Origin of the sequence: Curtobacterium sp. MCLR17_039, from assembly GCF_003234745.1 — a bacterium.
In the GTDB taxonomy this organism is placed as follows: domain Bacteria; phylum Actinomycetota; class Actinomycetes; order Actinomycetales; family Microbacteriaceae; genus Curtobacterium; species Curtobacterium flaccumfaciens.
In genome coordinates this window covers 58,910-75,379 of the sequence record NZ_QKTF01000012.1, presented here as the reverse complement: position 1 = coordinate 75,379, position 16,470 = coordinate 58,910, and the positions used below count along the sequence as shown (strand labels likewise).

Annotated in this window: 11 protein-coding genes and 1 pseudogene; all 12 read right to left on the bottom strand. The window is 71.3% G+C overall.

What is annotated here, in order from left to right; genetic code table 11:
* Positions 1-34: 34 nt before the first annotated feature.
* The 12 genes and pseudogenes from holA to DEJ00_RS13910 all read right to left on the bottom strand — a co-directional run bounded on the left by holA (position 35) and on the right by DEJ00_RS13910 (position 16,328).
* Positions 35-1,054 (bottom strand): DNA polymerase III subunit delta, encoded by a 1,020-nt coding sequence (gene holA / locus DEJ00_RS13965; protein WP_027465301.1) that lies wholly within the window; start codon positions 1,052-1,054, stop codon positions 35-37.
* 670 nt (positions 1,055-1,724) lie between these two features.
* Positions 1,725-2,750: pseudogene (locus DEJ00_RS18950) on the bottom strand (ComEC/Rec2 family competence protein); the annotation flags it as partial.
* Positions 2,751-3,469: 719 nt separating this feature from the next.
* Positions 3,470-4,237 (bottom strand): ComEA family DNA-binding protein, encoded by a 768-nt coding sequence (locus DEJ00_RS13955; RefSeq protein WP_111057765.1) that lies wholly within the window; start codon positions 4,235-4,237, stop codon positions 3,470-3,472.
* A gap of 107 nt (positions 4,238-4,344) precedes the next feature.
* A complete protein-coding gene (gene leuS / locus DEJ00_RS13950; protein WP_111057764.1) occupies positions 4,345-6,906 on the bottom strand; it encodes a leucine--tRNA ligase in 2,562 nt (853 codons plus the stop codon).
* Positions 6,907-6,956: 50 nt separating this feature from the next.
* On the bottom strand, positions 6,957-8,645 hold the full coding sequence (gene cydC, locus DEJ00_RS13945) for a thiol reductant ABC exporter subunit CydC (RefSeq protein WP_111057763.1): 1,689 nt from the start codon (positions 8,643-8,645) through the stop codon (positions 6,957-6,959).
* On the bottom strand, positions 8,642-10,324 hold the full coding sequence (gene cydD / locus DEJ00_RS13940) for a thiol reductant ABC exporter subunit CydD (protein ID WP_111057762.1): 1,683 nt from the start codon (positions 10,322-10,324) through the stop codon (positions 8,642-8,644). Before cydD ends, cydC begins: the two co-directional genes overlap by 4 nt.
* A 10-nt stretch (positions 10,325-10,334) precedes the next feature.
* Complete coding sequence (gene cydB / locus DEJ00_RS13935) at positions 10,335-11,339, bottom strand: cytochrome d ubiquinol oxidase subunit II (RefSeq protein WP_111057761.1); 1,005 nt, start codon at positions 11,337-11,339, stop codon at positions 10,335-10,337.
* Positions 11,340-11,355: 16 nt separating this feature from the next.
* Positions 11,356-12,768: a cytochrome ubiquinol oxidase subunit I gene (locus tag DEJ00_RS13930; protein WP_027465275.1), complete on the bottom strand. Its 1,413-nt coding sequence runs from the start codon at positions 12,766-12,768 to the stop codon at positions 11,356-11,358.
* Between the two features lie 275 nt (positions 12,769-13,043).
* Positions 13,044-13,967: an ABC transporter substrate-binding protein gene (locus tag DEJ00_RS13925; protein WP_027465274.1), complete on the bottom strand. Its 924-nt coding sequence runs from the start codon at positions 13,965-13,967 to the stop codon at positions 13,044-13,046.
* On the bottom strand, positions 13,964-14,692 hold the full coding sequence (locus DEJ00_RS13920; RefSeq protein ID WP_111057760.1) for an ABC transporter permease: 729 nt from the start codon (positions 14,690-14,692) through the stop codon (positions 13,964-13,966). The genes DEJ00_RS13925 and DEJ00_RS13920 overlap by 4 nt, the downstream gene beginning before the upstream one ends.
* Complete coding sequence (locus DEJ00_RS13915; RefSeq protein WP_027465272.1) at positions 14,689-15,405, bottom strand: ABC transporter permease; 717 nt, start codon at positions 15,403-15,405, stop codon at positions 14,689-14,691. The genes DEJ00_RS13920 and DEJ00_RS13915 overlap by 4 nt, the downstream gene beginning before the upstream one ends.
* Positions 15,402-16,328, bottom strand: a complete 927-nt coding sequence (locus DEJ00_RS13910) for an ABC transporter ATP-binding protein (RefSeq protein ID WP_071248155.1) — start codon at positions 16,326-16,328, stop codon at positions 15,402-15,404. Before DEJ00_RS13910 ends, DEJ00_RS13915 begins: the two co-directional genes overlap by 4 nt.
* Between the last annotated feature and the right edge of the window lie 142 nt (positions 16,329-16,470).

Sequence of the window (16,470 nt, the reverse complement as noted above, 5' to 3'; positions counted from 1 at the left end):
CGGCGCGAGGGACGGCCGGGAGGCCCGACTCGCCTCAGCGGGGTTCGCCGCGTCGGGCGATGGTGCGGACCATGACCTCGAGCGCGTAGTGCGCGTCGCGCGAGCCACCCTTCACCGCGGTGTCCGCCTCGGCGATGCTGATGATCGCGTTCGCCAGCCCGGACTCGCTCCAGCCGGCGACGTCACGCTGCGCGCGCTGCACCTGCCACGGCGCCATGCCGAGCGCCGAGGCCGCCTGCCCGCTCGGACCCCGGAAGGCGCTGACCTTCGCCATCGTGCGGATCTTGCTCGCGAACGCGGCGACGATCGGCACGGGTGCCTCGCCGGTGGCCAGGGCGTGCCGCAGCTCGACGATCGCCGGTGCCGACCGACCCGCGAGGGCGATGTCGGCGACCTTGAACGCGTTCGTCTCGACGCGACCGCCGTAGTACTTGTCGACGACCTTGTCGGTGATCTCCTCGGCCTCGTCCGCCAGGAGCTGTCGGCACGCGGCGGCGAGTTCGGCGAGGTCGTCGGCGAACGCGGTCACCAGGGTCCGGACGGCGGAGGGTGCGATCCGGCGTCGTGCTGCGCGGAACTCGGCGTTCACGAAGTCGATGCGGTCGGTCTCGCGCTTGAGCTCGTCGCACAGCACCTCGACCCCGCCGCCGACACCGCTGCGGATCGTGTCGAGGAGCTTCTTGCCGCGCACGCCACCCCCGTGCCGGAGCACCAGGGTGACGTCGTCGGCGGGGGCCTGCAGGTACGAGATCGTCTCGGTGATGAAGGCGTCGGTGCACTTCTCGACGTTCGTGACCTGCACGAGTCGCGGCTCGCCGAACAGCGAAGGGCTGGCGAGGGTCGCGAGGAGCCCGGGGGCGTACTGGTCGGCTTCGAGGTCGTGCACCTCGAGCGCGGGGTCCTCGCCCTGCAGCAGGTCCTTCAGCACACCGCGGGCGCGGTCGGCGAGGAACGCTTCGGGCCCGGTGATGAGCACGACGGGTGCCGGACGGATCCCCGACCAGGGCACCTGGTCGATCTTCGCTGCGGCGCGCGCGGGCTTCTTGGCGGCCATGTGGTCCTTCCGGTGGTGCCGGCCCGGACGGTGCCGGGTCGAGTGGTGCACCGACGATCCTACGGGCGGCCGCCGACGACGAGCGCTCCGTCCACACCCGAACCTCGTCGCTGCCGGAGCGGGCGAGCACCACGGTGCCGCGCTCGTCGGTGCGGAGCGGCAGCGTGCCAGCAGCCTCGAGCATGCCGAGCGCGGACGGCGTCGGATGCCCGTAGGTGTTGTCCGCACCGACCCCGATGAGTCCGACCCGCGCGGCGAGCCCTCGGTAGAGCTGCGGGTCCTGGTCCGCGGAGCCGTGGTGCGCCACCTTCACCACGTCGATCGGCCCTGCCGGCAGACCACCGGCGTTGCGCAGCCGACGTTGCGACGACTCCCCCAGGTCGCCGAGGAAGACCCCGGTCAGGCACGCCGGACAGGAGTCTCCGTCCGCCAGCCCCGTGACCAGCACGATGCTCGCGTCGTTGCCGGCGGCACGGTCGTCGCCCGGCGGCCAGACCACGCGCCAGGCGAGCGGTCCGAGGGTGCCGGACACGCGGTCGTCCGCCGTCCGGACGTCGACACCGGCACGCCGGAGGTCGTCGACCACCCGCTCGTCCGACGCACGGCCCACGGGTCCGACCAGGGCGGTCTCCGCGGCGCCGGCCACGGCGTGCACCGCGCCGACGTGGTCGCGGTCGAAGTGCGTCAGGACGAGCAGGTCGATGCGGGTGACCCCGAGCAGCTCCAGGCACGCCCGGAGCCGTTCTTCGTCGTCGCCGGTGTCCACCAGCGCGACGGCGTCATCGCCACGGAGCAGCACGGCGTCCCCCTGCCCGACGTCACACGCGGCGACCGACCAGTCGCCCGGCACCGAGCCCCGGACGACGAGCACCGGGACGGTGACGGCTGCGACACCGACCACCACCACCACCCCTGCTGCGAGCAGCAACCGGGAGCCGAGCCGCCCCCGGACCAGCACGGCGACCGCGATGCAGCCGCACACCAGCACCGCGGCGGCCACACCGAGCGCCCCGGCCGGCCAGGGTGCCGAGGCGTAGGGCAGGGCCGCCGCACCGTGCGCGATGCCCCCGACTGCGGCGGCCGGGACCCACGCGACGGCCGCGAGTCCCTGCGCACCGACCGGCCACACCGGAGCGAGGCCACACGCGGCGAGCCCGATCACCGTGACGACCGGCGCGAACGGCTCCGCCAGCAGGTTCGCGGGCACCGCGTAGGTCGGGAGCGCCGCCGACAGCGGGATCGTCACCGGCCAGCAGGCCACCTGCGCGGCGACCGGGATCGCGAGTGCGGCGGCGACCGGCGGCCACACACGACGTGCCAGGAGCTCGGTGAGCGGCGGGCCGAGCACCACGATCCCGCTCGTGGCGAGCACGGACAGGGCGAACGCGAACGACCGCGCGAACCACGGGTCGACCACGAGCATGCCGACCGCGGCGAGGGCGATGAGCGGGACGCCCCGCACCGGTCGACCGGCCAGGTGCACGACGAGCACCACGATCGCCATCACCGTGGCCCGGACGATCGACGGGTCGGGGCGCACGAGCACGACGAACACCAGGAGTACGCCGACGGCCGCCGCGGCCCGGGGCCCTCTCGGCAGACCACAGGCTCGACCGAGGACCACGACGAGCCCGACCACCACCGCGCAGTTCGCCCCGGACACCGCCGTCAGGTGCGTCAGCGCCGAGGTCTCCATCGCCGCCTCGGTCGTCGGGTCGAGGCCGGAGCGGTCCCCGATCGCGAGCCCGCGCAGCAGCGCCGCTCCGGGCTGCGGCAGGTCGGCCGTGGCCCGTACGAAGGCCTGCCGCGCGGTGTCGGTGGCACTGAGGAGCCCGTCGGGCGGCACCGATGACGGCGTCCCGCGCAGGAACGCGACGAAGGCGGTCGCGGAACCGGGTTCGTCCGGCTGCAGGGTGGCGGTCACGGTGACCCGGGCACCGGCCGCCAGCACGGCGCCAGGTGCGTCGCCGTGCTGGTCGGGGACCAGCCGGACCGGCACCCGGAGCCCGCCGAGGTCGTCCGCACGCACCAGTGTCGCGGTGACGGAGCGGTCCCCCGGCACGAGGTCGCGGGTCAGCACGGCCTCGACGCCCACGTGCCCCGCCCCCGGGCCGGCGACGAGCGCACGGAGCGGTTCCGGGGCCCGCCGGGAATCCCCCACGGAGACCGACACCGCGAGCAGCGTCGTCAGGGCCCCCGCGACGAGCAGCAGCCCGGCGACGGCCGGCACCACCCGGGCGCCCCGACGCCACCGGAGCACGCTGCCGCTGGCGCCGGTCAGGAGCGCCGCGGCCCCACCGACCACGGGTGCCACGTCGGGCACGCCGACGAGCAGGGCGGTCGTGATCCAGGCGACGGCCACCGGCACCGCGACCCGCAGGTCGATCGCACTCGGAGCGAGCTGCACGGTCGCCCTCAGACCCGCACACGATCGCGGAGCTCGGCGAACCGCACGTCGCCGATGCCGCTGACGTCGAGCAGGTCCTCCACCGCGGTGAACCGGCCGTGCTCGTCCCGCCAGGCGATGATCCGCCCGGCCAGCCCGGGTCCGATCCCGGGCAGGGTCTCGAGCGCGGTCTGGTCGGCGGTGTTCAGGTCGACGACGGCGGACTCCTCGTCCCCGGTGCCCGCCGAGCCACCGCCGCTCCCGGCCCCGGCCCCGGCGGCGGCAGTCGGCCCGGCGGCAGCACCGTCTGCCATCGGCCCGAGCGCCTCGGGCACCTCCTGTTGCCCGACCCGCGGCACGTACAACCGCTCGCCGTCCGTCAGCACCCGGGCCAGGTTCAGGCGGTCGAGATCGGCGTCGTCGGTGGCCCCACCGGCACGTTCGAGCGCGTCACCGACCCGGCTCGATGCCGGCAACTCGACCACACCGCTCCGCCGCACCGCCCCGAGCACGTGCACCACGACGCGCCCGGCACCAGGAGCGGACGGAGCAGCACCGGCAGACGCACCTGCGGACGGAGACGGTACGCCCGACGCCGCACCCGCACCGGCCGTCGGCGCCCCACGCACGACGACCCCAGCCGTTCCCCCGGCACCCTCGCCACCACCCGACAGCAGCGCCCCGACGAGGACCACCACGACGGCGACCACCACCACGACCGCCGCCAGCACCACGGCTGCCCGCGGTGACAACGCGAGACGGGACCACCAGGGTCCGGGAGACGACGGGGACGACATGCCCCGAACGCTACGGAGCCCGGCCGATCGGCCGGGCTCCGGAGGTCGCACCCGTGGAGGGGTGCCACGAACGCCCCTGCTGTGAGGGACGACGCCAGCGACGGTCGCTACCCCTTGATGGCGATGTTCACGAGCTTCGGCGCCCGGACGATCACCTTCACGATCTCGCGGTCACCGATGTACCGCTGCACGTTCGCGGACGACCGTGCGAGCTGTTCGAGTTCGTCCGCCTCGATCGACTTCGACACCTCGAACGAGTCACGCACCTTGCCGTTGACCTGCACGACGGCGGTCAGGGTCTCCTGCACGAGCAGCGTCGGGTCGGCCTTCCGCCAGCCGTACGTGGCGACGGTGGCCTCGTAGCCCAGCTTCTCCCACATCTCCTCGCCGGTGTACGGCGCGAAGACGCTCAGCCCGAGCGTGATGGTCTCGACGGCCTCGCGCACGGCGGGGTCACCGGCGCCGGGACCGCTGTCGATCGCCTTGCGGGTGACGTTGACCAGGTCCATCAGTCGCGCGATCACGACGTTGAACTTGAACGACTCCATCATCCCGGGGGCGTCGGCGAGGAACCGGTGCGTGACCTGGCGGAGTGCCCGGTCACCGTCGGCCCAGACGACGTCGCGTGCGGACGTGACGTCGAGCGCCAGGCGGTACGCCCGCGCCAGGAACCGAGCCGAGGCGGACGGCGAGACGTCCTCCCAGTTGATGTCGTCCTCGGGCGGGCCGGCGAAGCCCATGACCAGGCGGATGGCGTCGACGCCGTTCGCGTCGAGCTCGTCACCGAGCGAGACGCCGCCCTTCGACTTCGACATCTTCGAGCCACCGGACAGCACCATGCCCTGGTTGAGCAGTGCCGAGAACGGCTCGGTGAAGTCGAGGTACCCGAGGTCGAACAGCACCTTCGTGACGAAGCGGGCGTAGAGCAGGTGCAGGATCGCGTGCTCGATGCCGCCGATGTACTGGTCGACGGGAGCCCAGCGGCGCGCGGCTGCCGGGTCGAACGCCTGGGTGTCGTCGTTCGCCGACAGGAACCGCAGGAAGTACCACGACGAGTCGACGAAGGTGTCCATCGTGTCGGTGTCGCGGAGCGCCGGGGTGCCATCGACGGGGTTCGGGACGTTCACCCAGTCGGTCGCGCCACCGAGCGGGGACGTGCCCTTCGGCTTGAGGTCGAGGCCCTCGGTGTCCGGCAGCACGATCGGCAGCTGGTCCTCGGGCACCGGGTGCTCGGTGCCGTCGGCGCCGTGGATGATCGGGATCGGGGTGCCCCAGAAGCGCTGGCGCGAGATGAGCCAGTCGCGCAGGCGGTAGGTCTTGGCGGCACGGCCGGTGCCGCGCTCCTCGAGCAGCGCGATGGCAGCGGTGATGGCGTGCTGCTTCGACATGCCGTCGAGCGGCCCGGAGTTGATCATCCGGCCCTGACCGGTCAGCGCTTCGCCGGTGGCGACCGGGTCGAGGGTCGGCACGTCGAAGTCGTCGATCGTCGCGCCCTCGGGGATGACCGGGATCGCGCCGGTGACGGCGGCGTTCGTGTCGACGACCACCTTGACGGGCAGGTCGAACGCCCGCGCGAAGTCGAGGTCGCGCTGGTCGTGCGCAGGCACGGCCATCACGGCGCCGTGGCCGTAGTCGGCGAGCACGTAGTCGGCGGCCCAGATCGGCAGGCGCTCCCCAGTGAGCGGGTGGATCGCGGACCGGCCGAGCGGCACGCCGGTCTTCGGGCGGTCGGCGTTCTGCCGGTCGATCTCGGACGTCTTCTGCGTTGCCGTCAGGTAGGCGTCGAAGTCGTCACGGACGGAGGACGGCACCGACGGGTCGGCGACCAGCGAGGCAGCCAGGTCGGAGTCCGGCGCGACGACCAGGAACGTCGCCCCGTGGATCGTGTCCGGACGGGTGGTGAAGACCGTGACGGGCTCGTCGCGGCCCTCGATCACGAAGTCGACGTCGGCACCGACCGAGCGGCCGATCCAGTTGCGCTGCTGCGCGATGACCTTCGCCGGCCACCGCCCCTCGAGCTGGTTCAGGTCGTCGAGCAGCCGGTCGGCGTACTCGGTGATCTTGAAGTACCACTGCGTGAGCTTCTTCTTCACGACGACGGCGCCGGAGCGGTCCGAGGTGCCGTCGGGCAGGACCTGCTCGTTCGCGAGCACGGTCTGGTCCACCGGGTCCCAGTTGACCCAGCTGTCCTTGCGGTACGCCAGGCCCTTCTCGTACATCTTCAGGAACAGCCACTGGTTCCACTTGTAGTACTCGGGGTCCGAGGTGTGGATCTCGGTGGTCCAGTCGAACGACGGCGCGTAGCGCTTGAAGGACGCCTTCTGCTGCTCGATGTTCGCGTAGGTCCAGTCCTTCGGGTCCACCCCGCGCTTGATCGCCGCGTTCTCGGCGGGCAGCCCGAACGAGTCCCAGCCGATCGGGTGCAGTACGTTGAAGCCCTGCTGGCGCCAGTAGCGCGCGACGAAGTCCCCGAGGGCCCAGTTCTCGGCGTGCCCCATGTGCAGGTCGCCGGACGGGTACGGGAACATCTCGAGGATGTACTTGCGCGGACGGGTGTCGTCGAGGTCGGTGGTGAAGAGCCCGAGCTCTTCCCAGCGGGGCTGCCACTTCTCCTGGATACGACGGAAGTCGTAGGCGTTCGGGTCCTCGGCGTGCTGCTCGGTGGTCACGGTCGTCAACGATACAAGCCGGGAGGCCCGTCCCGCGTCCGCCTGTCGGCTCACCCGGCGAGCAGGCGTCCGTCCCGCATCCGCAGGGTGCGGTCGACCAGGTCCGGCGCCACCGGGACGTGCGAGACGATGACGACCGTCCGGCCCGCTGCGCGGGCCGTGGTGACGAGGTCACGCAGCACGGTGTCACCGAGGTCCGGGTCGACGTCGGCGGTCGGTTCGTCGAGCACCAGCACCGGGAACGCGTGCAGCAGTGCGCGGGCGAGCGCGAGCCGGTGCGCCTGGCCGCCGGACACGAGCACGCCGCGTTCCCCGACCGAGGCGTCCAGCCCGCCCCGCCGGACGACCCACTCCCCCAGGCCGACCCGGTCGAGCACGGCGAGCAGTTCGTCGTCGGTCGCGGTCCCACGGGCGAAGAGCAGGTTCTGCCGCACCGACTGGTCGAACACGAACGGGTCCTGTTCGATCAGGCCGACCCGGGCCCGCACCGCGTCGGGGTGCATCGCCTTCGCCTCGACGCCGTCGAGCGTGTAGGAGCCCTCGTGCTCCACGAACCGGACGAGCGCGTCGACCAGGGTCGACTTGCCGGCGCCGCTCGGGCCCTGGAGCACGACGACCTCGCCGGGGGTGAGCGTGAACGAGACCCCGTCGACCGCGGGCTCGGCAGCCCCCGGCCAGCGGACCGTGAGGTCGTGGACGGTGACTGTGACCGCCCCCTCGACCACGAGCGACGCCGGGTCGGCGTCCTCGTCGGGCTCGGGGACGATGCCGACGGGCACCTCGGCGGGCACGACCTGCTCGACCCGTTCGGCCGCAGCACGCACCCGGCGGAGCGTCAGGACGGCGAGCGGGACGGTCCCGACGACCTCGAAGAGCGCGAGCGGCACGAAGACCGCCAGTGCCCAGAGCGGACCGTCGAGCGCACCGGACACCACGGCGGGGGCACCGACGGCGAGGATCCCGATCACCGCACCGCCACCGACCAGGCCGACGAGTGCACCGACGAGCGACTCGACCGTGCCACGGCGCCGGACGGCCCGGGTGACCCCCGCGTCGAGCCGGGCGATGTGCGCGAGCCGCTCGTCGAGGGTGCCGTACGCGGCGAAGACGTCGAGCGTCCGGACGGTGTCGAGCACCAGGTCCGCGACGCGACCGCGGTCGGCGGCGGTCTCGCGATCCGAGCGCTCGGCGATCGAGCGGGTGACGATCGTGCCGACCAGGGCCGCGACCGCCAGCGCGAGGACGAGCACGAGCGCCGCCGGCACCGACACGAGCGCCACGGCGACGACCGACAGCACCGCGACGACCCCGGCGGAGACGAGCGGGCCGACGACGCGGATCGGCAGGTCCTGCAGCCGGTCGGTGTCGGTCACCAGGCGCGTCATGAGGTCGCCGCGTCCGGTCCGGCCGAGTCCGGCGGGCGCGATCGACGCCAGCCGTCGGTACATCTCCGTCCGCACCACGGCCAGTTGCCGGAAGGACGCGTCGTGCCCGGCGAGCCGGTCGACGTAGCGCAGCACCGCACGCCCCAGCGCGAAGGCGCGCACGCCGACCATCACGAGCGTCAGGTACAGGATCGGCGGGTGCTCGGCGGCACGGGTGATCAGGTAGCCGCTCGCGGCGAGGAGCGCGACAGCGCAGAGCGCGCTGAGCGCTCCGGCGGCGACCGCCTTCGCCCAACCCGACCCGTGCGGCAGCGCGAGCCGCAGGACGGAGCCGCCACGGGCCTCCCGGCTCATGCGCGCACCCCCCTGCGGACCGTCACGGACCCGCCGGCGCGGACGTCCACGCGGACGTCCGCCGCGGCGACGACCGCGGGTCGGTGGCTGGCGATCACGACGACGGCGCCGTCGGCCGCCAGGCCTCGGGCTGCCGCGATGACGCGTTCCTCGGCCTCGGCGTCCAGCGCCGACGTCGGCTCGTCGAACAGCACGAGGGGCGTGGCGGCGCGGCGTGCGCGGTACAGCGCGCGGGCGACGGCGACGCGCTGTGCCTGGCCGCCGGACAGTCCGCTGCCACCGGCGCCGACCGGGAGGCCCGCGTCGAGTCCCAGCCCCGCGTCGCCCAGGGCGGTGCGCACGTCGGCGTCGTCGGGGGTCGCGCTGAGCGCGACGTTCTCGGCGATCGTCCCGCGGACGAGACGCGGGCGCTGGTCGGCCCACGTGGTGCGCTCGGCGACCGACGCGCCGGCCGGGCCGGGCACGGTGACGATGCCGTCGTGCGGCAGGACCCCGCGGAGTGCGGCGATGATGCTCGACTTGCCGGAACCGCTCGGGCCGGCCAGCATGACGACGGTGCCGGGCTCGGCGTGCAGGTCGAACGGTCCGATCACGACGTCGGGTCGGCGGACGGTGAGCCCGCGGACGTCGAGCCCCCGGACGTCCACGGCGGTGGCGGGTGCTGCGGTGTCCGTGTCGGTCCCGCTGCTGCCGGTCGCGGACGACGACGCGGTCTCGTCGTCGGCCAGCACGTCGAGCACCGCGGCCGAGGCCTCGACGCCGTCCTGGGCGGCGTGGAAGTCGGCGCCGACCTGGCGGATGGGGGCGAAGGCCTCCGGGGCCAGGACGAGCACGAACATCGCGGCCCCGAGGCCGAGCGAGCCGTCGACCAGGCGGATGCCGATCGAGACGGCGACCAGCGCGACGGACAGGCTCGCGGCGAGCTCGAGCGCGAAGCCGCTCACGAACGACAGCCGGAGCACGCCGATCGTGCCGCGGCGGTACTCGTCGGTGACCGCCCCGATGCGACCGACCTGGCGGCGCGCACGGCCGAAGACCTTGAGCGTGGCGAGCCCCTCGACGGCTTCGGTGAAGGCGCCACCGAGCTTCGCGAGGGCGTCCGACTGCTTCCGCTGCAACGACTGCGTCGCCAGGCCGATCAGGATCATGAAGACCGGGATCACCGGCAGGGCGAAGAGGATGATCAGCCCGCTCGTCAGGTCGCCCAGGCCGATCGCGACCAGGAGCATCGGCGTCGCGATCGCGGTGAGCGCGAGCTGCGGCAGGTACCGGCCGAAGTAGGCGTCGAGTGCGTCGAGCCCGGGACCGAGCGTGGTGGCGAAGCCGGCGCTCGACCGGCCGGCGAGCCACGACGGACCGCGCTCGGCGGCGCGGGCGAGCACCGTCGTGCGCATCTCGCTCTTCACCTTCGCCGCAGCGCGTGCCGCCAGGTCGTCGGTCGCCCACGCGGCCACCGCACGCAGGACGAACGCCCCGCCGAGCAGCGCGAGCGCCTGCCCGAACGCCGCGGGGACCGTGCCGTCGCCGACGGCGTCGACCCCGAGGGTGACGGCCGCGGCGATCCCCCACGCGATCGCGATGGTCGCGAGCGTGCGGAGGACACCGGTGCCGGCGGCGGCGACGATGAAGCCGCGCGCCGTCCGGGACAACCGCAGGAGTCGGGGGTCGAGGGGCTTCATCGTCGTCCGCCTAGTGCGCGGCCGCGGTGACCTGGGCGCGGGAGACGCGCTTGCGGAACACCCAGTAGGTCCAGGCCTGGTACGCGAAGACCAGGGGCACGAAGATCAGCGCGACCCAGCTCATCACGGTCAGCGTGTACGACCCGGACGAGGCGTTGTACACGTTCAGGCTGTTCGCGACGTCGTTCGAGGCCGGCATGACGTCGGGGAAGACCGCCGTGAACATCGCGAGCACGATCGCGGCGATGGTGACCGCCATCAGCGTGAAGGCGCGTCCCTCCTTGCCCCAGGCGTTGCAGAGCACCGCGAGCACCAGGGCCAGGGCGGCGACCACGGAGAGCACCAGCGAGGCCGGGGTGGCCCGGACGAAGGCCATCGACACCAGGAACGCGGCTCCGACGACGATCGTGACGATGCCGGCCCGGGTCGCCAGGCGCTTGGCACGGACGCGGATGTCGCCCTCGGTCTTCAGCGCGACGAAGACGACCCCGTGGGTGAAGAACACCAGCAGCGTCGCGGCACCGGTCAGCAGCGCGAACGGGTTGAGCAGATCGAAGATCGTGCCGGTGTAGTTGTGCCCCGCGTCCATCGGGATGCCACGGACCACGTTGCCGAACGCGACGCCCCACAGGAACGACGGCACGGCACTGCCGACGATGATCATCAGGTCGAAGCGGCGCTTCCACTCGAGGTGCTTGTTCTGGTGCCGGTACTCGAACGACACCCCTCGCAGGATGAGGGCAGCGAGGATGAGCAGCAGCGCCAGGTAGAAGCCGGAGAACATCGTGGCGTACCACTCCGGGAACGCCGCGAACAGGCACGCCCCGGCGACGATGACCCAGGTCTCGTTGAGGTCCCAGACCGGGCCGATGGTGTTGATCAGGACCCGACGGTCGGTGTCGTCCTTGCCGAGGAACGGCAGGGACATGCCGACACCGAAGTCGAATCCGTCGAGGACGAAGTAGCCGACGAAGAAGACGCCGACGATCGCGAACCAGAGAACGGGGAGATCCATCAGGCAGCGTCCATTTCTAGTAGACCGTCACTTCGTGCTTGACCTCGCCGGTCTCCTCGTCGACCTCGTCCGGGTCGGCGGGCCCCTCTTGCGCGACCTTCTTGATGAGCTTGAACTCGACGACGGCCAGCGAGCCGTAGATCAGGGTGAAGACCAGCAGCGAGATGAGGACCTCGAGCCCGGTCACGTTCGGCGACACACCGTCCTTCGTCTGGAGCAGCCCGAACACGAGCCACGGCTGGCGACCCATCTCGGTGAAGACCCAACCGACGATCATCGCGGCCATCGGCAGCGGCACCGTCCAGGTGGCGATGCGCCACACCCAGCGCTGCGTCGGGAACCGGCCCTTGCGGGTCAGCCACAGGCCGACCAGCGAGACCATGACCGCGCCGACGCCGAGGGCGATCATCCAGCGGAACGACCAGTAGGTGACCCAGATGATCGGCTTGTAGTCGCCGGGGCCGTACACCTGCGTGTACTGCGCCTGCAGGTCGTTGATGCCCTCGACCGTGCCGTTGAACGTGTGCGTCGACAGGAACGACAGCAGGTACGGCACCCGGATCGAGAACAGCTCGTGCACGCCGTCCGGGGTGCCGAGCGTGAAGATCGAGAACGACGCGTCCTTGCCGGTCGCGGTGTTGTACAGCGCCTCGGCCGCCGCCATCTTCATCGGCTGCGTGTCGACCATCGTCAGTCCGAGCTGGTCGCCGGTCAGGACGGTCAGCGCGCCGGCCGCGAGCATGGTCCACATGCCGAACTTGAGCGCCGGCATCATCGTCTCGAGGTTCTGGTTGCGCGCCAGGTGGTAGGCCGCGACCGAGATGATGACCGCCGCGGCGACCATGAAGCAGGCGAAGAGCGTGTGCGGGAACGCGGCCAGGGCGACCTTGTTGCCCAGCACCGCCCAGATGTCGGTGAGTTCCGCACGGCCCTTGGCCTCGTTCATCGCGAAGCCGACCGGGTGCTGCATGAACGCGTTCGCGGCGATGATGAAGTACGCCGACATGATCGTGCCGGCGCTGACGCACCAGATGCTCGCCAGGTGCAGTCCCTTGGGCAGGCGGTCCCAGCCGAAGATCCAGATGCCGATGAACGCCGCCTCGAAGAAGAACGCCAGGATCCCCTCGAGCGCGAGCGGTGCGCCGAAGACGTCACCGACGAAGCGCGAGTAGTTCGACCAGTTCATGCCGAACTGGAACTCCTGCACGATGCCCGTCACGACACCCATCGCGAAGTTGATCAGGAAGATCCGCCCGAAGAACCGCGTCAGCTGCAGGTAGTGCGCGCGGCCGGTCCGGTACCAGGCGGTCTGGAACACGGCCACCACGGCTGCCATGCCGATCGTCAGCGGGACGAAGAGGAAGTGGTAGATGGTCGTCAGACCGAACTGCCACCGCGACAGGAGGAGCGGATCGAGGAGGTCGTTCATGCGGCGATTCCGAGACGGGTGGCCGCGCGCTGTTCGTGCACGTCAGTTGCTTCCTGTGGAACGGATACATCAGGTGTCACAGCCCTTGGGACACCCCAACGCTATCGCGCCGCACCCCTGTTCGACAACTTGTAGAGCCTCACTGTGCACAAACGTGCACAGCCTCTGCACGGCACAACCGTGCGGCACGGATGTTCGCGCTGCCCCGTCCGCGAACGACGACAGGCGCCGGGTAGATACCCGACGCCTGTCGCTTTTCTGTCGTGGAGCTGTGGCTACAGCAGACCCTCGGCCTTGAGCCAGTCCTCGGCGATGGTGGACGCCTTCTCCTTGTCGGCCGTGCTCTTGGTGTTGAGCTCGATCAGGGCCTCGGTCGTGAGCTTCTCGTTGACCGAGTCGATCGCGTCCGCAGCCTTCTCGTTGACCTTCTTCGAGACGACCGGCACGACGTTCTGCGGCAGGATCAGGTTCTCCGGGTCCTTCAGCGTGACGAAGCCGTTCGCCTTGATGCTCGGGTCGGCCGTGTAGATGTCGGCCAGCTGGACGGTGTCGTCCTTGAGCGCCTTGACGGTCAGGGCGCCGCCGCCGTCCTCGATCGCCTTGAAGTCGACGTCGACGCCGTAGACCGACTTGAGCCCCTTCGGGCCGTACGGCCGCGTCTGGTTCTCGGAGTTGGCGCCCACGGTGAGCTTCTCGTCGACGTTCTTCAGGTCGGCCAGGCTCGTGACGTCGTTGTCCTCGGAGAACTTCTTCGTGACGGTGTAGCTGTCCTGGTCGGTGGCGTCGGCCTCGTCGAGGACCCGGAGGCCCTTCGGGAGGGCCTTGTCGAGCCCGTCGTCGATCTGGTCGGCGGTCTTCGCGTCCGAGCCCTTGTCGAAGTACTGCAGCAGGTTGCCGCTGTACTCGGGCATGACGTCGATGGCGCCCTTCTCGAGCTGCGGGATGTAGACCTCACGCTGCCCGATGTTGAAGTTGCGCTTGACGTCGAAGCCGTCCTTCTCGAGGACCTGGGCGTAGAGCTCGGCGATGATCTCGTTCGAGTAGTACTGCTGCGAGCCGACGACGATGGTCTTCGAGTCGGACGAGTCGCTGGAGCCGCTGTCGAGCGGGTCGCTCGACGCGCAGCCGGCGAGGGCGGCGACGACGCCCACCGCCATCGCGGCGGCGACACCGGCGCGGATCTTGGGTGCTGTGATCACGAGGGATTTCCTTCCGGGAGTGGATTGCGGGCTCGCTCACGCGACCCCTGACGCTGTCGGGCCGACGGGTCCGCGGTGCCCTTCGGCACCGCCGCCCGCTGCAGCACGGCGAACACGATCTCGAACGCGATCGCGAGGGCGATCACGAGGATGGAGGCGCCGAGCATCTCGGCGTAGTCCTGGGTCTTCAGGCCGAGGAAGAAGTACCCGCCGAGGCCACCGGCCCCGACGTACGCGGCGAGCGTGGCCGTCGCGACGACCTGCAGCACCGCGGCACGGATGCCACCGATCAGGAGCGGGAGCCCGAGCGGGATCTCGACCTTCCACAGGATCTGCCAGCCGGTCATGCCCTGGGCCTTCGCGGCGTCGACGACCCCCGGGTCGACGGACTCGATGCCGGAGTACGCACCGGCGAGCACCGACGGGATCGCCAGGATGACGAGGGCGAGCAAGGGAGCCTGCAGCCCGATGCCGAGCAGCAGCCCGAACAGCGAGAGCACGCCGAGTGTCGGAAGCGCCCGCACCCCGCCGGACACCGCGATCGAGAAGCCGCGAGCACGGCGCGTGTGGCCGATCGCGTACCCGACCGGCACGGCGATGACGGCGGCGATGAGCACCGCGAGCAGGGTGATCCAGACGTGCTCCCAGAGGCGCGTGGGGATGCCGTTGTACCCGCCGTAGTTCGCGGGGTCGAACACCCACGCGAAGGCCTGTCCGATGATCACGAGGAGACCTCCGCTGCTTGCAGGACCCGGCGGGCCTGTCGGCGTGACACCGAGTTCGTCCGGGTCCACGGCATGACCAGGCGCCCGAGCAGCACGAGGAGGCCGTCGAGGGCGAAGGCGAGCACGAGCACCATCACGATGCCGGAGAGGATCTCCTCGTAGATCCCGCGCCCCAGGCCGTCGGTGAACAGGAGGCCGAGACTCGGGATGCCGAGGACCGCGCCGACCGTGGTCAGCGAGATCGTGGAGACCGAGACCACCCGGAGCCCGGCCAGCAGGACCGGACCGGCGAGCGGGAGCTCCACACGGAAGAACCGCTGCGCCGGTGAGTAGCCCATCGCGGTCGAGGCGGACTTGGTCTCGGAGTCGACCGAGGTCAGCCCGTCGACCGTGGACCGGACCATCAGTGCGAGGCCGTACAGCGTCAGGCCGATGACGACGTTGATCGGGCTCTGCAGGCCGGTGCCGATGATGCTCGGCAGCGCGACGAACAGGGCGAGCGACGGGATGGCGTAGAGCAGACCGGCGAGGGTCACGATGCTGCTGCCCACTCCCGATGCGAAGCGCGACCCACCGGGGCGCTGCAGCCGGACCACCAGCCACCCGATCGGGATCGACAGCAGGAACGCGACGATGATCGGCGGGATCGCGATCGCGAGGTGGGAGAGTGTGTTGTCCCAGATCGTGTCGAGGTTCGCCAGCACCCACTTCACCGGGTGCCCCCACCCTGCGCCGGAGCACCCGGTGCGTCGTGCGACGCTCCGGCCTCTGCTGCTCGGGCGTCGGACTGCGGCACGGCCTCGGCGGCGTCGACGACCCCGACGGGGCCCGTCAGCACGCCGGCCGCGCGGCCTTCACCGTCGACGACGATCGGACCGGTCGGGGTCTGCTCGACGCGGAGCGCGCGGCGCCCGCGGCCGGCGCCGATGAACGTGGCGACGAAGTCGTCGGCGGGTGCGGCGAGGATCTCGGCCGGCGTCCCCTGCTGGGCGATCTCCCCGCCCTTCTTGAGGATGACGACCTGGTCGCCGAGCTTGAACGCCTCGTCGATGTCGTGCGTCACGAACACGACGGTCTTGCCGAGTTCGCGCTGCAGGCGGATGAGCTCGTCCTGCAGGTCGTTGCGCACCAGGGGGTCGACGGCACCGAACGGCTCGTCCATGAGCAGGATGTTCGGGTCGACGGCCAGCCCGCGGGCCACACCGACGCGCTGCTGCTGGCCACCGGACAGCTGTGACGGGTAGCGGTCGGCGAAGGCACGGTCGAGTCCGACGGTGTCCATGAGCTCGAGGGCGCGCTTGCGTGCGTCGGCCTTGGAGACGCCGGTCAGCAGCGGGACGGTCGCGATGTTGTCGACGACCTTGCGGTGCGGCAGCAGTCCAGAGTTCTGCATGACGTACCCGATGTGGCGACGGAGCTCGACGGGGTTGATCCCGGCGACGTCCGAGCCGTCGATCTCGACGGTGCCGGAGGTGGGGTCGACCATGCGGTTGATCATGCGGAGCAGCGTGGTCTTGCCACAGCCGCTGGATCCGACGAAGACGGTGGTGGTCCGGGACGGGATGACCAGATCGAAGTGCTCGACCGCAGTCGTGCCGTCCGGGTAGGTCTTGCGCACCGAGCGGAACTCGATCATGGGGTGCCCTTCTGTTCGGAGGTAGCCCGACTCCGGATGAGAGTACCCGGGGGTGCCGACATCGGTTCGCTGTGACGATCCGTGACGGACCCGCGGCGGTGCACCGGTCGGTGGGGATGCCGACGGGCACGACGGGATTGGC

Excerpts from the sequence above, each read along its gene's own strand:
- cydD (WP_111057762.1), bottom strand. The coding sequence starts at position 10,324 with ATGAAGCCCCTCGACCCCCGACTCCTGCGGTTGTCCCGGACGGCGCGC.
- holA (WP_027465301.1), bottom strand. The coding sequence starts at position 1,054 with ATGGCCGCCAAGAAGCCCGCGCGCGCCGCAGCGAAGATCGACCAGGTG.
- cydB (WP_111057761.1), bottom strand. The coding sequence starts at position 11,339 with ATGGATCTCCCCGTTCTCTGGTTCGCGATCGTCGGCGTCTTCTTCGTC.
- DEJ00_RS13930 (WP_027465275.1), bottom strand. The coding sequence starts at position 12,768 with ATGAACGACCTCCTCGATCCGCTCCTCCTGTCGCGGTGGCAGTTCGGT.
- cydC (WP_111057763.1), bottom strand. The coding sequence starts at position 8,645 with ATGAGCCGGGAGGCCCGTGGCGGCTCCGTCCTGCGGCTCGCGCTGCCG.
- DEJ00_RS13910 (WP_071248155.1), bottom strand. The coding sequence starts at position 16,328 with ATGATCGAGTTCCGCTCGGTGCGCAAGACCTACCCGGACGGCACGACT.
- DEJ00_RS13955 (WP_111057765.1), bottom strand. The coding sequence starts at position 4,237 with ATGTCGTCCCCGTCGTCTCCCGGACCCTGGTGGTCCCGTCTCGCGTTG.